The organism is Varibaculum vaginae, assembly GCF_900604285.1.
Taxonomy (GTDB): domain Bacteria; phylum Actinomycetota; class Actinomycetes; order Actinomycetales; family Actinomycetaceae; genus Varibaculum; species Varibaculum vaginae.
On sequence record NZ_UWNY01000001.1, the window covers coordinates 771,407 to 789,146 of the forward strand.

Below are 17,740 nucleotides of genomic sequence, written 5' to 3' on the forward strand. Positions count from 1 at the left end.
TTTGGCAATCTGCATTCGCCGGCGATTTCTGCCGCCAGGACGAGTGATGTTGATCCTGGCGGCAGGAATTTCCGCCGTTTTCCTGGGCTTCTGTTTTTTCTATCCCGTCCTGGCACTTGCCTGGTTGGGAGTAGGGCAAGCTGGGGAAGTTGGTTATTTTTCTACTTTTTCGCGAGTTCTGTCCGATTCCTTCACCTGGCAGGCAATCCGTGACACACTCATCCTGGCAGTGGGTGGGACTTTCTTTTCTATCCTGGTAGGACTGCCTCTCGCCTGGGTTCTTTATTGCTTGAAGTTTCGATTTAGAACCGCCCTGCGCACAGCGATAACCATTCCCTTTGTACTTCCTACCATCGGGGTGGCTACGGCGTTCAAGGCGCTCCTTGCGGAGGGTGGTTGGCTGGCGTCTATGGGATTGGACGGTACTTTGGGGGCCGTTATTTTAGCGATGGTCTTCTATAACGTTTCCCTGGTGGTGCGTACCGTAGGGCCAGTCTGGACGCGCATTGATTACCGCTCTTACCAGGCGGCACGTACCTTGGGGGCTGCGCCTACCAGGGCATTTTTTACCGTTACGTTGCCGCAGCTGCTGGGGGCAATAGCCTCAGCAGCTTCTCTAGTTTTTCTCTACTGTTCCTCCTCCTATTCTTTGGTGATGATTCTAGGTGGAATCGGGGTAGCAACTTTAGAGAGTCAGATATACCAAACTACCTCGGTTGATTTAGATTTAGCTGCGGCAGCAGTACTGGCGCTTTTGCAGGTAGTAGTAGTTGCGGTGGCTTTAGCCGGTTCACAACATTTTCAGAATAAGGCTCGCGGTGGGGTAAAACTTAAGGTTGTTGAGAGTTCCCGGACGGCTCGTGGGAAGCAACGTTTCGCAGTCTGGGGCGCGGCCGCAGTGATTGTGATCCTGATAGCGCTACCGATGGCACAGGTAGTGGCGCGCTCATTTCGGCGGCGCGGACAGTGGACGCTGCAAAACTATATTGATCTAACCCGTTCTGATGCCTCTATCTTGGTGGATCAGCCGGTAATAAACTCCCTGGGGGTGTCACTGCGTACCGCACTGATTGGCGCGGTGGTCTCCACCCTGTTGGGAGCCTTGGTAGCGGCAGTAACTTCCCGCCAGTATCGCAACCCGCGCCTGGCACGCGCTGCAGAAATTTTTGACTCTATAAATATGCTGCCCTTAGGGGTTTCCAGCGTGGTCATCGGTTTGGGATTCCTAATCACCCTCGCTGCTCCCCCCTGGAACCTGGCAGAAAGTCCCTTCCTGCTGCCAATCGCGCAAGCCCTCGGAGCTTCCCCGCTGGTAATCCGGTTAATGCGTCCGATGCTGCAAACTATTAACCCCAAGCAAAGAGAAGTCGCCGCCACTTTAGGGGCGTGCCCGTCGCGGATTTTCTTAACTATCGACGGCCCCTATATTTGGGGAGCTGTGGTAGTAGCTTTCGGCTTCGCTTTCGCGGTTTGTTTCGGTGAGTTCGGGGCGGCATCCTTCCTAGTGATGCCAGATTCCTTAACTTTGCCGGTGATGATTTATAAACTCTCCGGCAGTGCTGGACCTGCCGAAAATGGGATGGCGATGGCAGCGGCCGTGATTCTCTGCTTAACCTGTTCGGCGGTGATGAGCGCAGTAGAAGCTCTGCGAAAAAGAAAAGTTGGTGAATACTGATGGACGGCTTAACTATTTCCCAGGCACGGGTGCAATACGGACAGGTGGAGGCAGTTAAAGATCTCAGTATCGAGGTCCCGTGGGGTACGGTTACTGCACTGTTGGGGCCGTCAGGATGCGGAAAGTCATCGTTACTACGTGCGATTGCGGGATTAGAACCATTAGCGGCAGGTAGTATTTCTTGGCGCGGACGCAATATGGAACCGGTACCGGTTCATCAGCGTAACTTCGGAATGATGTTCCAAGATGGGCAACTTTTCCCTAGCCGTAATGTGAGCGGCAATATCGCCTATGGAATCGCGCATCTTTCCAAAGATCAAAGGCAACAAAAAGTTAATGACCTACTGGATAGTGTGGGTTTAAGTGGCTATCAAAATCGCAGTATTGATACTCTCTCGGGTGGGCAAGCCCAACGAGTGGCGCTAGCGCGCTGTCTGGCTCCTCATCCGGAACTGCTGCTGCTGGATGAGCCCCTCTCTGCTCTGGATCGAGCATTGCGCGAGGAGCTGCTGATTACCTTGCGGCAGATTATTCGAGATCTAGAATTAACGGTTGTCTATGTAACCCATGATCAAGATGAAGCATTTTCCTTGGCAGACCAGATTGTGATTATGGATAAAGGAAAAATCTTGGCGGTAAATAGTGCCGAGGAAATCTGGACTCATCCCGGTTCCAAAGCAGCTGCCTCTTTCCTGGGATATCGCCCTTTCCTCAGTGCTGGCGCAGCCGCGCAGTTCGGCATGCAGATTCCGACGGATTCGCAGTTGGCAGTAGCACCGGGAGGATTAAAAATGTGTCCGCTGGGGCAGGGGATTGCGGCTACTGCTCGGGATTTACGGGTTCGGCGTGGAAAATATTTGGCGGCAGTCTCATGGCGGCAGGGAAATGAAGTGTACGTTGGGCAAGCAGAAGCTGGATTGGGGATGCACCTGTCAAAGAAGCGGACTTCGCAAGCAGTGGGTCTGCAGATTCAGCGTTCTGAAACCTGTGTGGTACCAGTTCTTTCCTAGCTGCTTCGCTTATTAGTTCCCTGTGCCGTACGCTCTGTTTTGCCGGTGCACAGACCAGAAATTTTGGGGTCGGCAATCGCGCTGGTTACCGTAATTGCGCTGGTAACTGTGGGGTCACTCAGACATTTACTCATATAGTCTTTAGCTGGTTTTCCACGCTCAACTTCTCCGGTATCGATAACCCGGATTATCTTTTCGGCACCTTTTAGTTTGCAGGAAACCCGGTCAAATTGAACTTGATAGGAGCTACCAGAACCGCTGACTTCGCTGACACGAATACAGGAATCAACCAGGAAATTAAGTCCGGGTACTGCTTTCTTTACCGGGTTAGCCATTCCTTTGGCTACTCCTTGGTTCTCCGTGTTTTGCTGCCCCCAGGCCTTAAAAGCCTGCGGTGAAAAAGTCTGTAGCTGTTTATTATCCTGGATGGGTGGGAAATCGGTGCCAGGGGATTCATCAAGGGACCACAGGGTAATCCCGTCAGCACTGGATATTGCCTTTAGCTCGCCCTCTTTAGTAGTGTAAAGCAAAATGTCTTGATGTAAACGTAAAGTATCCAGGTTTTCGTTGAATTCCCAAAGGCGCTTCCCATCCTGTCGGGAATAACATCCAAGTTTTCCGCCGCTAGCTATATAAAAGAATCGCTTAGTTGGTAGAATCCGGGTTCCATGCCCCAATTTAAACTCGGGTTCGGTAAAAACTGTGCGCAAAGATCTAGAGGTTGCCCAATCCATTTGAAAGAGCTTTCCCCCTTTTTGCACCATATTTAAAAGATGCCCAGTGTTATCAGTCGGAACTGTAGTACCTTCTGGCAGGGGAGCAATATGAGCACGTTGTGGTTGGATATAAAAAGAGCGTACGCAGCCGTTATCGGTGCTTAAGGCCCAAGCAGTGTCATCGGAATTGCGGACAAGACGTCCGGGACTGGCAGCTTGGATTTGATTAGTTTGGGGATTAATCAGATAGTTAATCCCCTTATGCCCGATTACCCAGAGGGCATCGGAAAAAAGTTCAAAACTTTCTGGAGCTTGTGCGGTAGGTAGCCCCTTAAGAGAACAGGCAGCTAAATCAGGCTGGAACTGAGAATCGGAAGCCTTTTGGGAAACCAGTCCTTCCGCTAGTTGTTCGCCGGTCTGCGATATTTTTAGTAAGGAAAGATCCTCCCCTACCAGTACAATCTGTGAGTTAGTGGTGCCGATGTTGATGTAGGGATCCTTAGATTCCCATATCCAACTGGCAGTACCCATTTTTAGGTCCACAAGCGCAACCCCAGATCCATTGCCGGAGCGATAAAGGCACGGTAGTAAGCGATTGTTTTCAGTAGTATCTCCCATACTCTGCTGAGAACAGGCAACTAGGGGGGCGCCTAGATCAACTGACCAGGCGGAGGTGCCGTCTTTAGCCAATTGCATAATAACTGCACTGCCAGAGCTAGTGACGCCGGCGGCAACGCGGTAATGGCCATAAATCACCGGCTTTATCAAATTCTGGTTGCCGAGTAGAGGGATAAACGAATTAACGTGGTAGCTGCTAGCTTGGAAATTGGCTTGTAAAACTGGTTTGTTTTTGAAATAACCACTGGCCTGCGCTTGGCGGGAACTGTAGCGGAACCACAGGAAAGTCCCTCCGCCGATTATGGCCAGCAAAGCCAGGGTGAGGATTACAATTACCAGCCGGAAGAGTCGGCGTTTTATCCCCGTCGCGCGAGTCACCCTCTTCCCCTTCCTGTTACACAACAACCTAATCAAGTCTAACCCTAGAAGTGGTTTCCCAGTGAGGGGCACGACCAAACTTTATTAAAGCGCCCCAACGGAAGGCTATAGCCTCGAAAATAGTTCAGAGTTCGTCTAAATGTGGTTAGAATAAAACCATACGTTTAGACCTTAAGCAAGAGGTAAAACTGAGGCAAAATATGCATGAGGATCCAGGTAAACAGGCTAATCCCCGGGTTGCGGTGATTATCCCTGCCAAGGACGAGGCCGAACGAATCGGCATGACGGTTCGGGCGGTAAAAGCCCTACCTTTTGTAGATCTGGAACTGATAGTGGTAGTCGATGATGGTTCGTCTGATGACACCCAAGATATTGCCCGCCAAGCGGGAGCGGTGACGGTACGTCACACGGTTAATCGTGGGAAGGCCTCCTCGATGGAAACCGGAGCAAAAGTGGTGGCTATGCGGGCAGTCAAAGGAGAAACCCCACCACTGCTATTGTTTTTAGATGCGGATCTGGGGGAATCGGCTGCCGAGGCTGCTCCACTGATAGAGCCGGTAATTAAAGGGGAAGCCGACTTTACCATCGCGGTTTTACCGCGACCAGTGGGAGCGGGAGGACATGGGTTTGTACTTGGGCTTTCGCGATGGGCGATTAGGCGCACCACTGGTTGGAATCCGCAAGCTCCACTATCGGGACAACGTTGCCTAACAACCGCTGCTTTTCAAGCTGCTCTGCCTTTAGCTACTGGCTGGGGAGTGGAAACCGATATGACTATCAGCCTGCTAAGTGCGGGATTCGCGGTTAAAGAGGTGCCAGTTGATTTCAAACACCGCGTCAGCAGGCATGATTTAGCCTCCCAAATGCATCGTCTGCACCAGTTTATTGACGTTGTGAAAGCAGTATTCAGATTGAGAGCACGTCGGGTTCATATAAAGAAACACAAGTTTTTAAAGGTGGCTTTAAAACAAAAACCGGGGGAAGTTTACCGAGTTCCCTTGGATAAAGACTCCGAAATCTGAGCGAATACTGCCGAACAATAGGCTAGAGCGGTTAGTAATAACCCAATGGCGGGCAGTTGGGTTCCGGAGTCATTTAGCAGATAGGCGAAAAACTGATTTACTGCAATAGCAACTAAGCCTAACCGTAGGCCGCTTTCCCTAGTGGTCAGAGGGAGTTCACCCAAACGGGGACGTAAATAGCTGCCTGAACTGCTGATAATAAGTACCAGTTTTTGTGCTTGGGACTTAACTCGCTGTCGCCAAGATATTGGAGAGTTCTGCTTGCTTTCTTGGTTGGTGGACTCTTCTAGGGGTAACGATAAATCCCAAGATCCCACTAAGTTATAGGGGTAGATTTGTTTTTCCAAGGCGGGGCGAAGGACTAGGGCAAAAACCAGTAGGCAGCATAGTAGAGACCAGACATAGGTGGTGAAACCCCAGCTCCCCAGATTGGCTAACAGTTTCCGGGTGAGAATCTCTAACAAATCTCCATTCAGAATAGATTGCACAAAGTTGCCTAGGTGAGTACGTTGCGCCGCTGGTCGTAACCAGTCAGCGAGGGCGATTCCTCCGGAAGCAGTCCCCGCTACCATTAGGGCGATAAGTAGTCGTTTTATATTTACTCGTTTCCCATTAATCAGGAGTAACAAAACCAGGAAACCGGGTAGGAAAGAGATGGGGCCGCCGAAATCGGCACCAAAACTTGGCATTCCGTCTATGGCCATAAATGCAAAAGCTAGTACCGAAATCAACAGATTCGATAGCCAAATTTGCCAGTGAGCTAGCGTATGTTTACCGGAAACCAAGTGGTTAGCGAGAGGAGTTAGGCAAGCACAAAGCAGCAGCGTCCAGATCGCGCATACGGAATAATAGACATTTCCGAAGCCAAAGAAACGGGCACCCAATAGTGAAAATGACCCGAAGGGTGAATCCATAGAAATATGGGATCCCCAAGCTACGTCCAGACAAATTACAAAAACGCTGAATAATCCAACAACTAGCGCTGGACCGATGGGGCGGCGCCGCCAGGGGCCAGTGCATGCAGCCAAGGATAACAATCCGGCCGCCAATAAGCTGAGATGGGTAAATGTTCGGGAAGGGGAGTCAGCCTCCCACCAAGGAAACATCGCGGCCATCAGGCAGGTAGCGGGTAGTGCTGCTATCGTCAGGCAGACAAAACGCCCAAGGTAGGCCACTTTTGAAAGCAGATAAGACCGCTGCTGGGAAAAGCAGATACGAGGTATTCTTTGCAGCAGTAACCCCAAGACCAATAGCGCATCAGCAGCAAAAAGTACATAGGAACTGGGGGGAATTCCCAGACGAGAATAACTGGCATCCGCTCTTTCTCCGTAACCAGCCAGACGCTCGATGCGTTCTCCGAGGGATTTACCGGCTTGGGCACTGACCTTCAGCGGTGCCCCCGAGGTGCTTAGCTTGTAATTAGAAGCACCTAGCCAATTCAATACGGTTGCGCTCAAATCTGCATTTTGGACAATCCCCACCTGGTGTGTAGAGGAAGAATAGGCAATCCCGGCCGGCACGCCCTCTCCGTAAATTAGGCCTGCCTGCAGTTTTTGTTTAGCTGAATCGGGGCTAGTGGAAACCACCAAGGCACGGGTACCTTCGGGGAGTGCCGTAAGTGTGTCTTGTAATGCTTTTAGCTGCGCATCTTGCTGGTCCACAGATATTCGTGCCGGCTGCATTCCTCGCAGCGCCTCAAAGGTGGAAACATTGGGAAATAGTTGGACGTTGGCACGTCGTGTTTTTGCTACATACTCTTGGTTTTTGCCCTGATCTGGTATCAATAGGGTCGATAGGGAAGATATGTGCAGGTTACCTGACTGGAATTTATTATCGGAATCCCCAAAAATACCAGGTGAGGATGCCGGAGTGGGATTTTCTTGGGGATTCATTTCTGATTGCCGCAGTTCATTGCGATCTGGGGAAGTGACAGAGCTTGCCTTCTGATCTGGAACTATTGCCCTCGCTTGTAGGGAGTTTCCTGACAGAGAACCGCCGTGTTCTAAAAGCCAAATCGGATCCCAAACTTCGCTTTGCTGGGGAGTGTCAGTTCCCGAAGAGGGATTCAGGAAAGAGAATATCTCCCCTCGTTGTGCCAGCACTTCTTGATTTTGACGGTTAGGATTGCGGTTTAAGGGGGTGGACTGCACATCAATGAGAGTAAGAGCATGGGTAGAAACCATTTTTTGTACGGCTCGAGAATAACCTTTTTGGGTGGGGGTAATATCTTTTACTTCCCCGCGGACTATCCCTTCTTTGTCCGCTAAAGCCAGCCCCGCACTGTTACCAATAGCCCCCACGCTCACCTGGTTTTCACTTAGTTGTGCCGCGAACATTCCTAACCGAGCTGAGAGGGAACTCTTCTTAGCGGCGCGCTGATAGTACTTCCATAGTTTTACTCGTTGGTTATGGCCTAAAGATTCGGGAACGATACACAAGTTCCTGCCCGCCAGAGAAAACTTGCTGGGGCTCTTACCAGCTGAGAGCGCTAACCAGGCATCCTGGGGGCAGGCCATCCCTTTAAGTGGGTAAGGAGCCAGGGAAAAAAGGGCACCAGAGTTAAGAGTGACGAAGCTTTCTCGGTTTTTCGGGGATGCCGCTAATAGATCCATCCAGGTCAATCCGGAGGTAAAAATAACGGCAACTGGAGTTTTAGTGGAAGTGGGCAGGGACTTTATTTTACTGGGTGCCGCATCCGGGCTTACCCCGATAACTCCCACACTAGCTACGCCAAACATAGCGATTACTACGGTTACCGAAGCTAGAGATATTAGACGTAAACGGGTCTTGCTGACGATCTGCTGGGGGAGAAGAACTGTGGGACGAGACAGAAAAATAAGAGCTACTATTAGGGGAATTAAGAACAATAGCGCTGTTAGTAGTGCTTGCAAGGTGGTGCAGCAGTAAATCAATGCTGACAATGCAGCCAAGTAAAGAATCAGGGAAGCCGCTTGGCTGCGACGATTTTGTAAGAAAACGCGTCGCAGTGGGGTTATCAGCGTTAGCAAACAGGCTATTGCTGTTCCCCAGCAGCTAAGGAGTAGTCCGAGTGCTTCGGCAGATAACTTTATCAGCCAAGGGCCGTGCAATATCGAATATCCAAAAGGGGTACCTATCAGGGTATATTCCGGGTTTTGGCTTGCCCACCAAAGCATTCCTCCGGTAAGGATAGAGACGCCCAGTCCGGCTGTTTGAGCCACGGCAGAACCTTTTAGGTTGAAAGTTTCCCGCGTGGCCACGATAAACAGGAATAACAAGGCAGTTAAACCCAGGGAGGTCAAAGAAATTATGGCGATTGCGGACAGAAAAGCGGATGTTAGCGTCAACTTGGCGAGGTAAAACAGACAGTAAGAAGCAGGAACCAGCAAAGCGGTAAAGAATCCCGTGAAGCTGAGCGCATTATTTACCTTGACATGGTGTTTTCGACTTTCTCTTTGGGTGAAAACAAATCCCAATACGGTTACTAGTAGGCCAAGGCTCCAGAAGAGGTAAAACCAGCAGTTAGCATCCCCGGCGGAAACGGAGCGGTAAAACTGTTGGTCTAGATAGTTCAAGCGCTGTTTTAAATTTAGTTTTGCCTGATGGGATGAGGTTCCTGAAAGGTTGATTAGAGTCTGTTCCTTGCCAGGGATATTGCTGGCTTTGAAAGCCTTCCCGGTATTCTGGGCGCGGGATGGTAGTTGCAATTGGTAAAGAATCTGAGCGTTAACATCTTCCAGAGTCACTAGCCCGGGAATGTTGGTGGTGGGAGAAGAAACTAGTCCGGTGGCGTCGATCGGAGAATAAGTGAGCAGGTGCGGGGCAGCGTTTTGTGAAGACGAAAGGCCTAGAGAAACAGATATCAAAGCTGTTTCCGGACTCAGGCTCGCAAGGGCACCCTCAAGCATGGTTAGAGCGGTAGCGGGTTTTTTAATGCCGGTCAGATCCACTACTGTCAACGAAGAATGTTTTATAGCGGATTTAACTTGGGATTGAAGTTGTAGCGGGGTAGTGGGAAGAGGGCGATAATTTTCTACTTTTCCCTGTTTGTCGGCTAACAGTAATCCCGCTTGCGGGCCGATAGCCTGAGATTTTAGTCCAAAGGCTTTTAAAATCCCCCGTAACTGTCCCCGGGAAGTCGGGTCTGCCTGTTCCCTGGGGGTATCTGACTGGATAAACCCGGGAATAGACTTTATTTTATCGCCGGCTATTTTTGTCTGAGGGCAAGGGGTAAGCCTAGGGGGAGCGGTTCCATTTTGAATGGTTAGAACCGCCTGGCTCACGCAGGGGGAATCGGCGCCGGCAACTGTTCCCACTAGCCCCGCAGTAGCGTAGCTTTTTAGATTCGCGTTTTTGGCAAACTCTGCCGAAATGTTCTGCCAAGAAATTCTGGAGGTTAATACCACCAAGAGGGGAGCACGTTTACGAGGAGGGGTGTAGGTCTCTAAATCGGGGTAAAATACCTGCTGTTCAGGGGTTAGGGTTCTGGGGGCGGGTTCGGGTTCCCAAGTAGTAGCTTCAGCAGATTCCAAAGGTGAAGTAAGTAAAATAAACAAAAAGCTAACTAGAAGGATAAAGCCCGCGCGGAGGAAGTGCCTAACCGTTCTTGCCATAGCCATATTCTACGGTCTAGATGGGGGAAAGCGTATCTTTCCTAGTATTGTGAAGACAGTTGAACAAAAGGACAAGGAAATGAATACTGCAGTTAAAAGCTATGCATTCTTAGGGCCGGTGGGTACCTTCTGTCACCAGGCGCTCCTCCAAGTAGCAGCGGCTGATGCAGAAATAATTCCTTGTGCGGGCGAACGCTTGGCTATGGATATGGTGCGGGAGGGGAAAACGGAGCGGGCAGTGGTGCCTATCGAAAACTCCATTGAAGGGGGAGTTAGCGCTACCCTAGATTCTCTGGGTTGGGATAAACGTCTGCAGATTGTAGCGGAAATGATAGTTCCAGTCGGGTTTACTCTGGCAGTACGCGAAGGCACGACACTTTCCGATGTTACCCGGATTGGCACTCACTCTCATGCATGGGCGCAATGCCGAAACTGGGTAGCAGATCACTTGCCGAGAGCTATTCATGTGGCCACTACCTCTACCGCAGAATCCGCCCGGATGTTGGCGGGAGGTGATGCCGGTTTTCAAGCAGTCCTGGCCTCGGAGGCTGCGGTTTCTACCTATGGGTTAACCACCCTTTTCAAGGATGTAGCCGACAATCCGGGAGCAGTTACTCGCTTTGTGGAAGTGGCAAACCCCGGTCAGGTTCCCGAACCATGTGGAGCCGATAAAACCACCGTTCAAGTGCGTTTACCTAATGACTATCGCTCTGGGGCATTACTAGAAATGTTGCAACAGTTCTCTGCAAGGGGAATTAACCTCAGTCGCATTGAATCGCGTCCGTTAGCTGGTCAACCTGGACGTTATGTTTTCAGCATTGACCTGGATGGGCATATTAAGGAAGAACGAGTGCAATCTGCTTTACGCGGACTTTATCGCATTAGCGAAGACTTACGTTTCTTGGGTTCCTATGCTCGTGCTGATCGGGCGCAAAATGACCATTCTCCTCGTACCGGGGATGATGATTTTCAGCTGGCGAGAGGCTGGGTGGATTCTATTTTGCATAAATAGGGTAAAGATCGCTGTTAAATGCTAGGGGACGCGTACCACGACTGCGCCGCTATCTAATGAGGCAGAAATCTCGCGGTAACTACCCACGGTATCGCCATCACCCTGAATCATCCGTGCTTCGCCGTGTCCCTTAGCGCTCGCGGTACGGGTACAAATTACATCATTTTTGAAAACCAACCCCGCCGTAAGTTTCTTGACCCCCAAGGTGTCGCTAAAGACTCCACTGATTACCTCTAGCAATCCAATCAAACCGCCTCGCACGCTCAACATTAGTACTTCTAGCCAGCCATCATGAGGGTTGGCCTCTGGGAGAAGCGGAATTCCCCCTATCAACTCGCCGCAGGAAGCAAATAGTAAAGTATTGACTTTGCGGGTGCGGGGATGCGACTGCCCTCCAAAAGATACATCCATAGTTATCGGAGGTTTATTGGAGGCTGCAATCCCAGACAGCACGTAGGCACCCCAACCGATGGATTCCTTCAGCTTGTCAGATACTCGGTTCATTACCTCTGCGTCATAACCAATCCCAGCCATTACCAGGAACGGAAACTTTTCCCCGGTCTCCGTTGTAAGCAGCCCTAAATCCACCCCAGTGTTTTTACCGGTAAAAGCAATTTCGCAGGCGCGGGGTAAAGAATCAATGGGAATATTGAGGTTGCGGGCTAAAAGATTCCCGGTTCCCAGCGGCAAAATTCCCAAGGGAATCCGACTATCAGCCAAACTAGCCGCTATAATCCGCAGAGTTCCATCCCCACCTGCTGAAATAACCAGTCCTGCCTCTTGGCGGATTGCTTCTTGGGCTTGGTTTGCCCCCAAAGATTCCTGATCGGTTTGTAAGAATATCGGTTCCTCGTAACCGGCGGCCTGGGCGCGTTGAATAACCGTGTTCCGAAAATTATCTAGGTTTGCAATCTTCATGGGGTTATAGATGACTACCACTCGCCTAGAGGATTCGTTGCTACAGGTAGCTGCGGGAGCGGAAAAACCTTGTTTAATCGCAATCTTCATTGCTCGGGTGGCAATGCGGCGGGCATTAACCGCCCAAGATAAAGCGATAATTCCTAAAACTAGCGCCGTGATCACTAAAATCCAGAGCAAAGTGGTCATAGCTTTCAGTCTAAAACAAAACCGAGATTACCGGGGATAGGCAGCGAAGAGGCACTGAATGGAATCGAAGATTACCTTTCGCCAGGATAGGTAAAGGTGCCAAAAATTGTTTCGGTCATGACAAGATGAGAAGCGGTCTCCGGTGGCGATATGATTAAAGCATGATTGATATTCGTCAGCTGCGTGAAGACCCGCAGCCAGCTAAAGATTCGCTCGTTGCGCGGGGAGAGGATCCCGCCCGGATTGATGAGGTACTTGCCGCCGATGCACTTCGGTTAAAGAAGCAGCAGGACTTTGAGGCCATGCGCGCCGAACAAAAGGCGCTTTCTAAGAGCATTGGGAAGGCTGCTCCCCAGGAGCGCGCCGCGGTACTCGCCAAAGCAAAAGAGCTTGCAGGAAAAGTTAAGCAGGCAGAGGCCGTCGCGGGAGAAGCCTCGGAAAAAGCTCAGCAGCTGCTAGCGGCATTACCCAATATTATTATTCCCGGGATTCCTTCCGGGGGCGAGGACGACTATGTGGTGCTTGCCCAGCACGGTCCGAAAATCCGTGATTTTGCTGCCGAGGGCATAAAAATTCGTGATCACTTGGAAATCGGGGAGATGCTGCAAGCAATTGATGTTAAACGGGGCGCTAAAGTCTCCGGCTCCCGCTTCTACTATCTGCGAGGAATAGGGGCTCGCCTGGAACTGGCCCTGCTCACCTGTGCCTGGGATTTGGCGGAGCAGCACGGTTTTATTCCCATGACTACTCCCACCATGGTCACTCCGGACACGATGCGCGGAACAGGATTCTTAACCGAACATTCCGAAGAAATCTACTATCTACCGGCCGATGATCTCTACCTGGTCGGTACCTCAGAGGTTGCTCTCGGTGGTTACCACGGCGGAGAAATCCTAGAGCTAGGAGAGGAACCGTTGCGCTATTCTGGCTGGTCAGCGTGTTATAGAAGGGAGGCGGGGTCGCACGGTAAAGATGTGCGCGGCATTATTCGAGTGCACCAGTTCAATAAAGTCGAGATGTTCTCCTATTGCCTTCCCCAAGTATCGCAAGAGGAACACCAGCGGCTATTGGCTCTCGAAGAAGAAATGCTGACAAAGGTTGAGTTGCCCTATCGAGTAATCGATACCGCCGCGGGTGATTTGGGAACTTCTGCGGCGCGTAAGTTTGATTGTGAAGCTTGGCTGCCCAGCCAAGAACGCTATCTCGAACTAACCTCAACTTCCAACTGCACCACCTATCAGGCGCGTCGCTTGGGGATTCGCTACCGCGATGAAAACGGAAAAACCCAGCCCGTGGCAACATTGAATGGTACTCTCGCCTGTACTCGTTGGTTGGTAGCTATGCTGGAAAACCATCAACAAGCGGATGGAAGTGTGTATGTTCCTCAGGCTTTGCGTCCTTATCTTGGGGGTAAAGAGGTATTAGAACCGGTACCGAACGCCTAAATCTGAGCGCAAAGCGTGAAAGGATTGGGTTAGGGCGCCCTCGGGCAGTAAAAGTACTCACCGACAGGACGGAGAATATCAATGGCTGATTACCTGCAGTACCCTCAGGGAGATTATGTGCCCCAGGTGGTGGAGCGTGCCCTCGCTATGTCGCGTAGTTACGGGGAAGATATCGCCACGGCGGCAGTGGTACCCGAAAATAATCGGGCTCGGGTACGTTTTGTGGTCGCTCAAGATGGTGTTATCTGCGGGATACCGGTCGCTCGCGAGGTACTAGCACAGATACTAGGGGACTATGACCTGCATATGCGGGTAGCTGATGGCACTAAGGTAACTGCAGGTACTCCGGTTTTAGAGCTAAGTGGTAACACTCGCGGACTTCTGGAAGCCGGGGATCTTTGCTGTTGGTTCTTATCGCACCTTTCCGGAATTGCCTCCAAGACTGCTCAGTGGGCGGAGGTACTTTCGCAAACTAAACTGGTCGTACGTGATACGCTCTCGGTCACCCCCGGTTTGGGAGAACTGGAGAAATATGCAGTGCGTGTGGGCGGGGGGATGACTTCCCGCTTGGGAATTGGATCATTCCCACTGATAAGGGCGACTCATCTGCGGTTAGGGAGCGGTCTTGGGGATGTGATGAACCATGTTCGTGCTGCAGCTGCTGGTAGCCCCATTCAGGTAGAGATCGACCGGGTACAAGATCTTGATCCTCTGCTAAAAATGCGGGTAGAGTTGCTAACCTTGCGAGGGTTTAGCCCCGAACAGGCAACGCTGGCCGCTGATCATCGCGACACTCTAAATCCGGGAACCTTGTTGGAAGTTGCGGGAGATCTAAATATTGAAGAGGCAGGCGCCTATGGTGAGTGCGGAGTTGACTACTTGGCACTAAATTCTTTGACCGATACCGTAACTCCCTTATCCGTGAGATTTGAATTTGTTTAACCCGCCATAGAAAAGAAAAGGAGCTGAATAATGTTCTGGTTCAACTCAATAGAACATAATCGATGGCTATCTGCATGCTTGCAGGATCTGCTGGATTACGGGCGTAAATCGGAAGTAAAAACCGGGTTTGCCTGTCTGGATCGCGATGGTGAAATCGACTTGGAGCAGCCGATTCAGCTCTACTTGACCGCGCGGATGGTACATGTGTTCTCTTTGGGAGTGCTGCTGGGGGTACCCGGTTGTCGCCGATTGGTAGAACATGGGATTCGGTGCCTAAATCAGTATTTCCGGGATCCGGTAAATGGAGGCTGGTTTGACGCGATTGAACATGAACTAGATGCGGATGGAAATGCGATTCCCTATCCTGGCCGTGACGATAAACGTTCCTATTCGCACGCCTTCGTGTTATTAGGGGCGGCTTCTGCCACCGCCGCTGACCGTATAGGGGCTCATGAGTTAATGCAAGATGCTCTCCGTGATAGCGATTTGCACTGGTGGGATTCTCAATTCGGAATGGTGCGCGAAAGCTACAATCGTGATTATTCTAGGTGCGAAGATTACCGGGGAATCAATTCTAATATGCATACCGCAGAGGCATATATGCTGGTAGCGCAAGTTACTAATGAAGGAGAATGGCTAGACCGCGCCATGCGGATTCTGGAGAGAGTCGCCGAAGTTTCCCGCGAATATAGCTGGCGACTTCCCGAGCATTTTGATGCAGATTGGAAACCTCTGCTTGGATACAACCGTGAAAATCCGCAAGAAGCCCATCGTGCCTACGGCAGCGATGTTGGGCATTCCTTCATGTTCTCGCGGTTAATCCTGGAAGCCCGGGCAATGCTCAAGCAATCAGGGAAAGAGGAGCCTGAATGGATGATTCCGGCAGCAACTGGAATGTTTGAGCGGGCTCGCGAGGATGCGTGGCGACGGGATGGGGCTCCCGGGTTTGCCTTCACCGTAGATTGGGATGGGAAACCCGTGATTCGGGATCGACAAGCCTGGGTACAGTTTGAGGCAATCGGAGCCGCGGTGACGTTGCTACGCGTGGCGGTGGCAGAAGATGCTGAGGCGGAAGAGGTAGAACATTACGAACATTGCTATCGCGCCTGGATTGATTTTGCCTATGAACATTTCTTGGTACGTGGAGGGAGAATCGTGCATCGGCTTTCTCCAGAAAATAAACCGCTAGATTTAGAAAACCAAAGACTGCGCGATAGCGTCTACCATGCTGTGCAGGCTATGCTGTTGCCTCGCTTGCCGCTAACTCCGGCTTTCTCAGTGGCGCTGGCGCATGGATTGCTAGATAAACCACTGCCCGAAGAGCCGGCTCATAAGAAGCGTTTCGGTGGATTTTAGCTCTGGCGGTCAGCAACTGTAACATGGGGTTTGTCCTAACGCTTTAGCGTAAGCCAGGAGAGTTGTCCGAGTGGCCGAAGGAGACGGTCTTGAAAACCGTTATACCCGCAAGGGTATCAAGGGTTCGAATCCCTTACTCTCCGCCAATGCTGTGTTTACCTGCGCCTCGAAGAAAAATATCTGAAGCTTGAGGTAGTCAGCGAGGAAGCATTTTTCTTCATTGCCTCCAGCTATATAGTCAGGAGGAACTGACAGCTAAATGCCATGACTGCGAACTTTTGGAATCTGATAGCAGCATTTTATTGCCGGAACAACTAATGGCAGGGATGGTTTATAACAAAACTATTGGAAAAATACCGAGTTGATTTCAAGAACAGCAGGTTCTTTTTCACTATCAAATTTTTCAAATAATTCGTGAACACTAGCTCCCGAAAAATGTCTTAAGTGTCAGCGTATATTGGGGTGGAGTGATACCCAATAATGGATACTATTATTCTACTTTTCCGGCAGGAGCCGAAGGCAACACCGATAGGAATCGGGGCTGGTTATAGCCAGCTTTGTTGAAGGCCTTCACTACGGCACGGGCAGTAGTTTCTACCCGGTCGCTGTCAACCAGGGTAATTGCACAGCCGCCGAAGCCTCCTCCGGTCATCCGAGCCCCATAGGCACCGGCTTTACGAGCAGCCGCTACCGCTGTATCTAGCTCCTCGCAAGAAACTTCGTAGTCACGCCGTAAAGATTCATGGGAAGCATCCAACAGTTTACGCCACTGATCTGGGGCAGCTCCAGCCTCTAACAGTTCGCATAGTAGTTGACAACGAGCAATCTCGGTTAGTACGTGGCGCACCCGCGAAATTTGCTCTGCATTCTCTAATTTATCGAGTTGTTGACAAACCCAGGAAGGAGGATAGTTATCCGCATTCAGGTCGGTGAGGTTATCGGCGGGTGAAATGGTCTCGGGCACCAGTTCTCCGAGCTCTGATACCCCAAGAATCCGGGCTGCCTCTTCACAGGCAGCCCGACGTGCCCCATATTGTCCATCTGCCAGGTCGTGGGAAGTGCAGGTATCTATTACCAGTAAAGATAACCCTAAAGATGGTAGATCAAAGGGGTGCGAGCGGGTTTGCCAAGTGGCGCAATCCAACTCTAGGACGCAGTCCTTTTCGCAGAGCATTGATGCAGATTGATCCAATCCTCCGGTGGGGGCTCCCACGTAGCGATTCTCGGCTAATTTACCGGCTGCGACTAGTAGTTTTCGTCCATCAAAACTTTCTGCCAATCCCAGGTCGGCTAGTTCGTCGATTCCGACGGCAATTGCACATTCTAACGCGGCAGAGGAGGAAAGCCCGGCACTCAGGGGCACGCTAGAGGCTACCGCAACTTCCAGGCCGGGAACTCTCGCTTGCAGCTGGCGTGCATTTTCTTCCAGTCCGCTGTCCCGTAGTACCTGCACCAATCCCAGAATCACGCCGCCAACGAAAGCTCCAGGCCCTTTGGCGGGATAATGTTTTTCCAAATCAGACAGTTTTAAGATGCTAAGTTCGGGGAAATCTTCGGAAATAATTTTTAGCTGATCATCTTCGCGAACTTTAAGAGCCACGTAAATGGCGTGAGGGAGGGCTAACGGGAGGGCTTTGCCACCGTTATAGTCAGTGTGTTCCCCGATTACGTTGACCCGACCGGGAGCACGCCAGACTCCCGAAGGTGCAGCGGAAAAAGTTTTTTCAAAAAGTTCTCGGGCGCGCCTTGCGCCCTCTTTAGGTTGGTAAGCGGGGATAAACTCCGGTTCCATGTTCACGTTAGTACCTCATTGTTCTTACTGGTGAAACTATTCTACTTTTTGCCTAGCCTCTAGGTAGGCGAGTTG

The 17,740-nt window shown here is 51.0% G+C and carries 11 protein-coding genes and 1 tRNA gene; 8 read left to right on the forward strand and 4 right to left on the reverse strand.

What is annotated here, in order from left to right; all coding sequences use genetic code 11:
* Position 1 precedes the first annotated feature (1 nt).
* The gene (locus EFB02_RS03340; RefSeq protein ID WP_147471022.1) at positions 2-1,675 is read left to right on the forward strand and encodes an ABC transporter permease; all 1,674 of its coding nucleotides are present in this window, start codon (positions 2-4) and stop codon (positions 1,673-1,675) included.
* Entirely contained in the window at positions 1,675-2,685 is a 1,011-nt protein-coding gene (locus EFB02_RS03345; RefSeq protein ID WP_122820174.1) for an ABC transporter ATP-binding protein, read from the forward strand. Before EFB02_RS03340 ends, EFB02_RS03345 begins: the two co-directional genes overlap by 1 nt.
* On the opposite strand, the gene EFB02_RS03350 is transcribed toward EFB02_RS03345, so the two are convergent.
* The gene (locus EFB02_RS03350; RefSeq protein WP_122820175.1) at positions 2,682-4,397 is read right to left on the reverse strand and encodes an outer membrane protein assembly factor BamB family protein; all 1,716 of its coding nucleotides are present in this window, start codon (positions 4,395-4,397) and stop codon (positions 2,682-2,684) included. The two genes, EFB02_RS03345 and EFB02_RS03350, sit on opposite strands and share 4 nt — an antisense overlap.
* A 200-nt stretch (positions 4,398-4,597) precedes the next feature.
* Between EFB02_RS03350 and EFB02_RS03355 the strand changes: the two genes are divergently transcribed.
* Positions 4,598-5,419: a glycosyltransferase family 2 protein gene (locus tag EFB02_RS03355; protein ID WP_122820176.1), complete on the forward strand. Its 822-nt coding sequence runs from the start codon at positions 4,598-4,600 to the stop codon at positions 5,417-5,419.
* Here EFB02_RS03355 and EFB02_RS03360 read toward each other — a convergent pair.
* Complete coding sequence (locus EFB02_RS03360) at positions 5,383-9,954, reverse strand: hypothetical protein (RefSeq protein WP_147471023.1); 4,572 nt, start codon at positions 9,952-9,954, stop codon at positions 5,383-5,385. The genes EFB02_RS03355 and EFB02_RS03360 overlap by 37 nt on opposite strands.
* 106 nt (positions 9,955-10,060) lie before the next feature.
* Here EFB02_RS03360 and pheA point away from each other — a divergent pair, with 106 nt between their 5' ends.
* A complete protein-coding gene (pheA, locus tag EFB02_RS03365) occupies positions 10,061-11,023 on the forward strand; it encodes a prephenate dehydratase (RefSeq protein WP_234992713.1) in 963 nt (320 codons plus the stop codon).
* Between the two features lie 21 nt (positions 11,024-11,044).
* Here the strand turns inward: pheA and EFB02_RS03370 are convergent, their stop codons facing one another.
* Positions 11,045-12,130 carry a diacylglycerol/lipid kinase family protein gene (locus tag EFB02_RS03370; RefSeq protein ID WP_122820178.1) on the reverse strand — a complete coding sequence of 362 codons (1,086 nt, stop codon included), beginning with the start codon at positions 12,128-12,130 and terminating at the stop codon, positions 11,045-11,047.
* 161 nt (positions 12,131-12,291) lie between these two features.
* On the opposite strand from EFB02_RS03370, the gene serS reads away from it, so the two are divergent.
* The 4 genes from serS (at position 12,292) to EFB02_RS03390 (ending at position 16,019) form a co-directional block, all read left to right on the forward strand.
* Positions 12,292-13,575, forward strand: coding sequence for a serine--tRNA ligase (gene serS / locus EFB02_RS03375; RefSeq protein ID WP_122820179.1), 1,284 nt, complete (start codon positions 12,292-12,294; stop codon positions 13,573-13,575).
* Between the two features lie 81 nt (positions 13,576-13,656).
* Complete coding sequence (locus tag EFB02_RS03380) at positions 13,657-14,517, forward strand: nicotinate-nucleotide diphosphorylase (protein WP_122820180.1); 861 nt, start codon at positions 13,657-13,659, stop codon at positions 14,515-14,517.
* Positions 14,518-14,547: 30 nt separating this feature from the next.
* Positions 14,548-15,873, forward strand: a complete 1,326-nt coding sequence (locus tag EFB02_RS03385; protein ID WP_122820181.1) for an AGE family epimerase/isomerase — start codon at positions 14,548-14,550, stop codon at positions 15,871-15,873.
* 56 nt (positions 15,874-15,929) lie between these two features.
* Positions 15,930-16,019: transfer RNA gene (locus EFB02_RS03390), tRNA-Ser, on the forward strand.
* 344 nt (positions 16,020-16,363) lie between these two features.
* On the opposite strand, the gene galK is transcribed toward EFB02_RS03390, so the two are convergent.
* Entirely contained in the window at positions 16,364-17,665 is a 1,302-nt protein-coding gene (gene galK / locus EFB02_RS03395; protein WP_122820182.1) for a galactokinase, read from the reverse strand.
* Positions 17,666-17,740 lie beyond the last annotated feature (75 nt).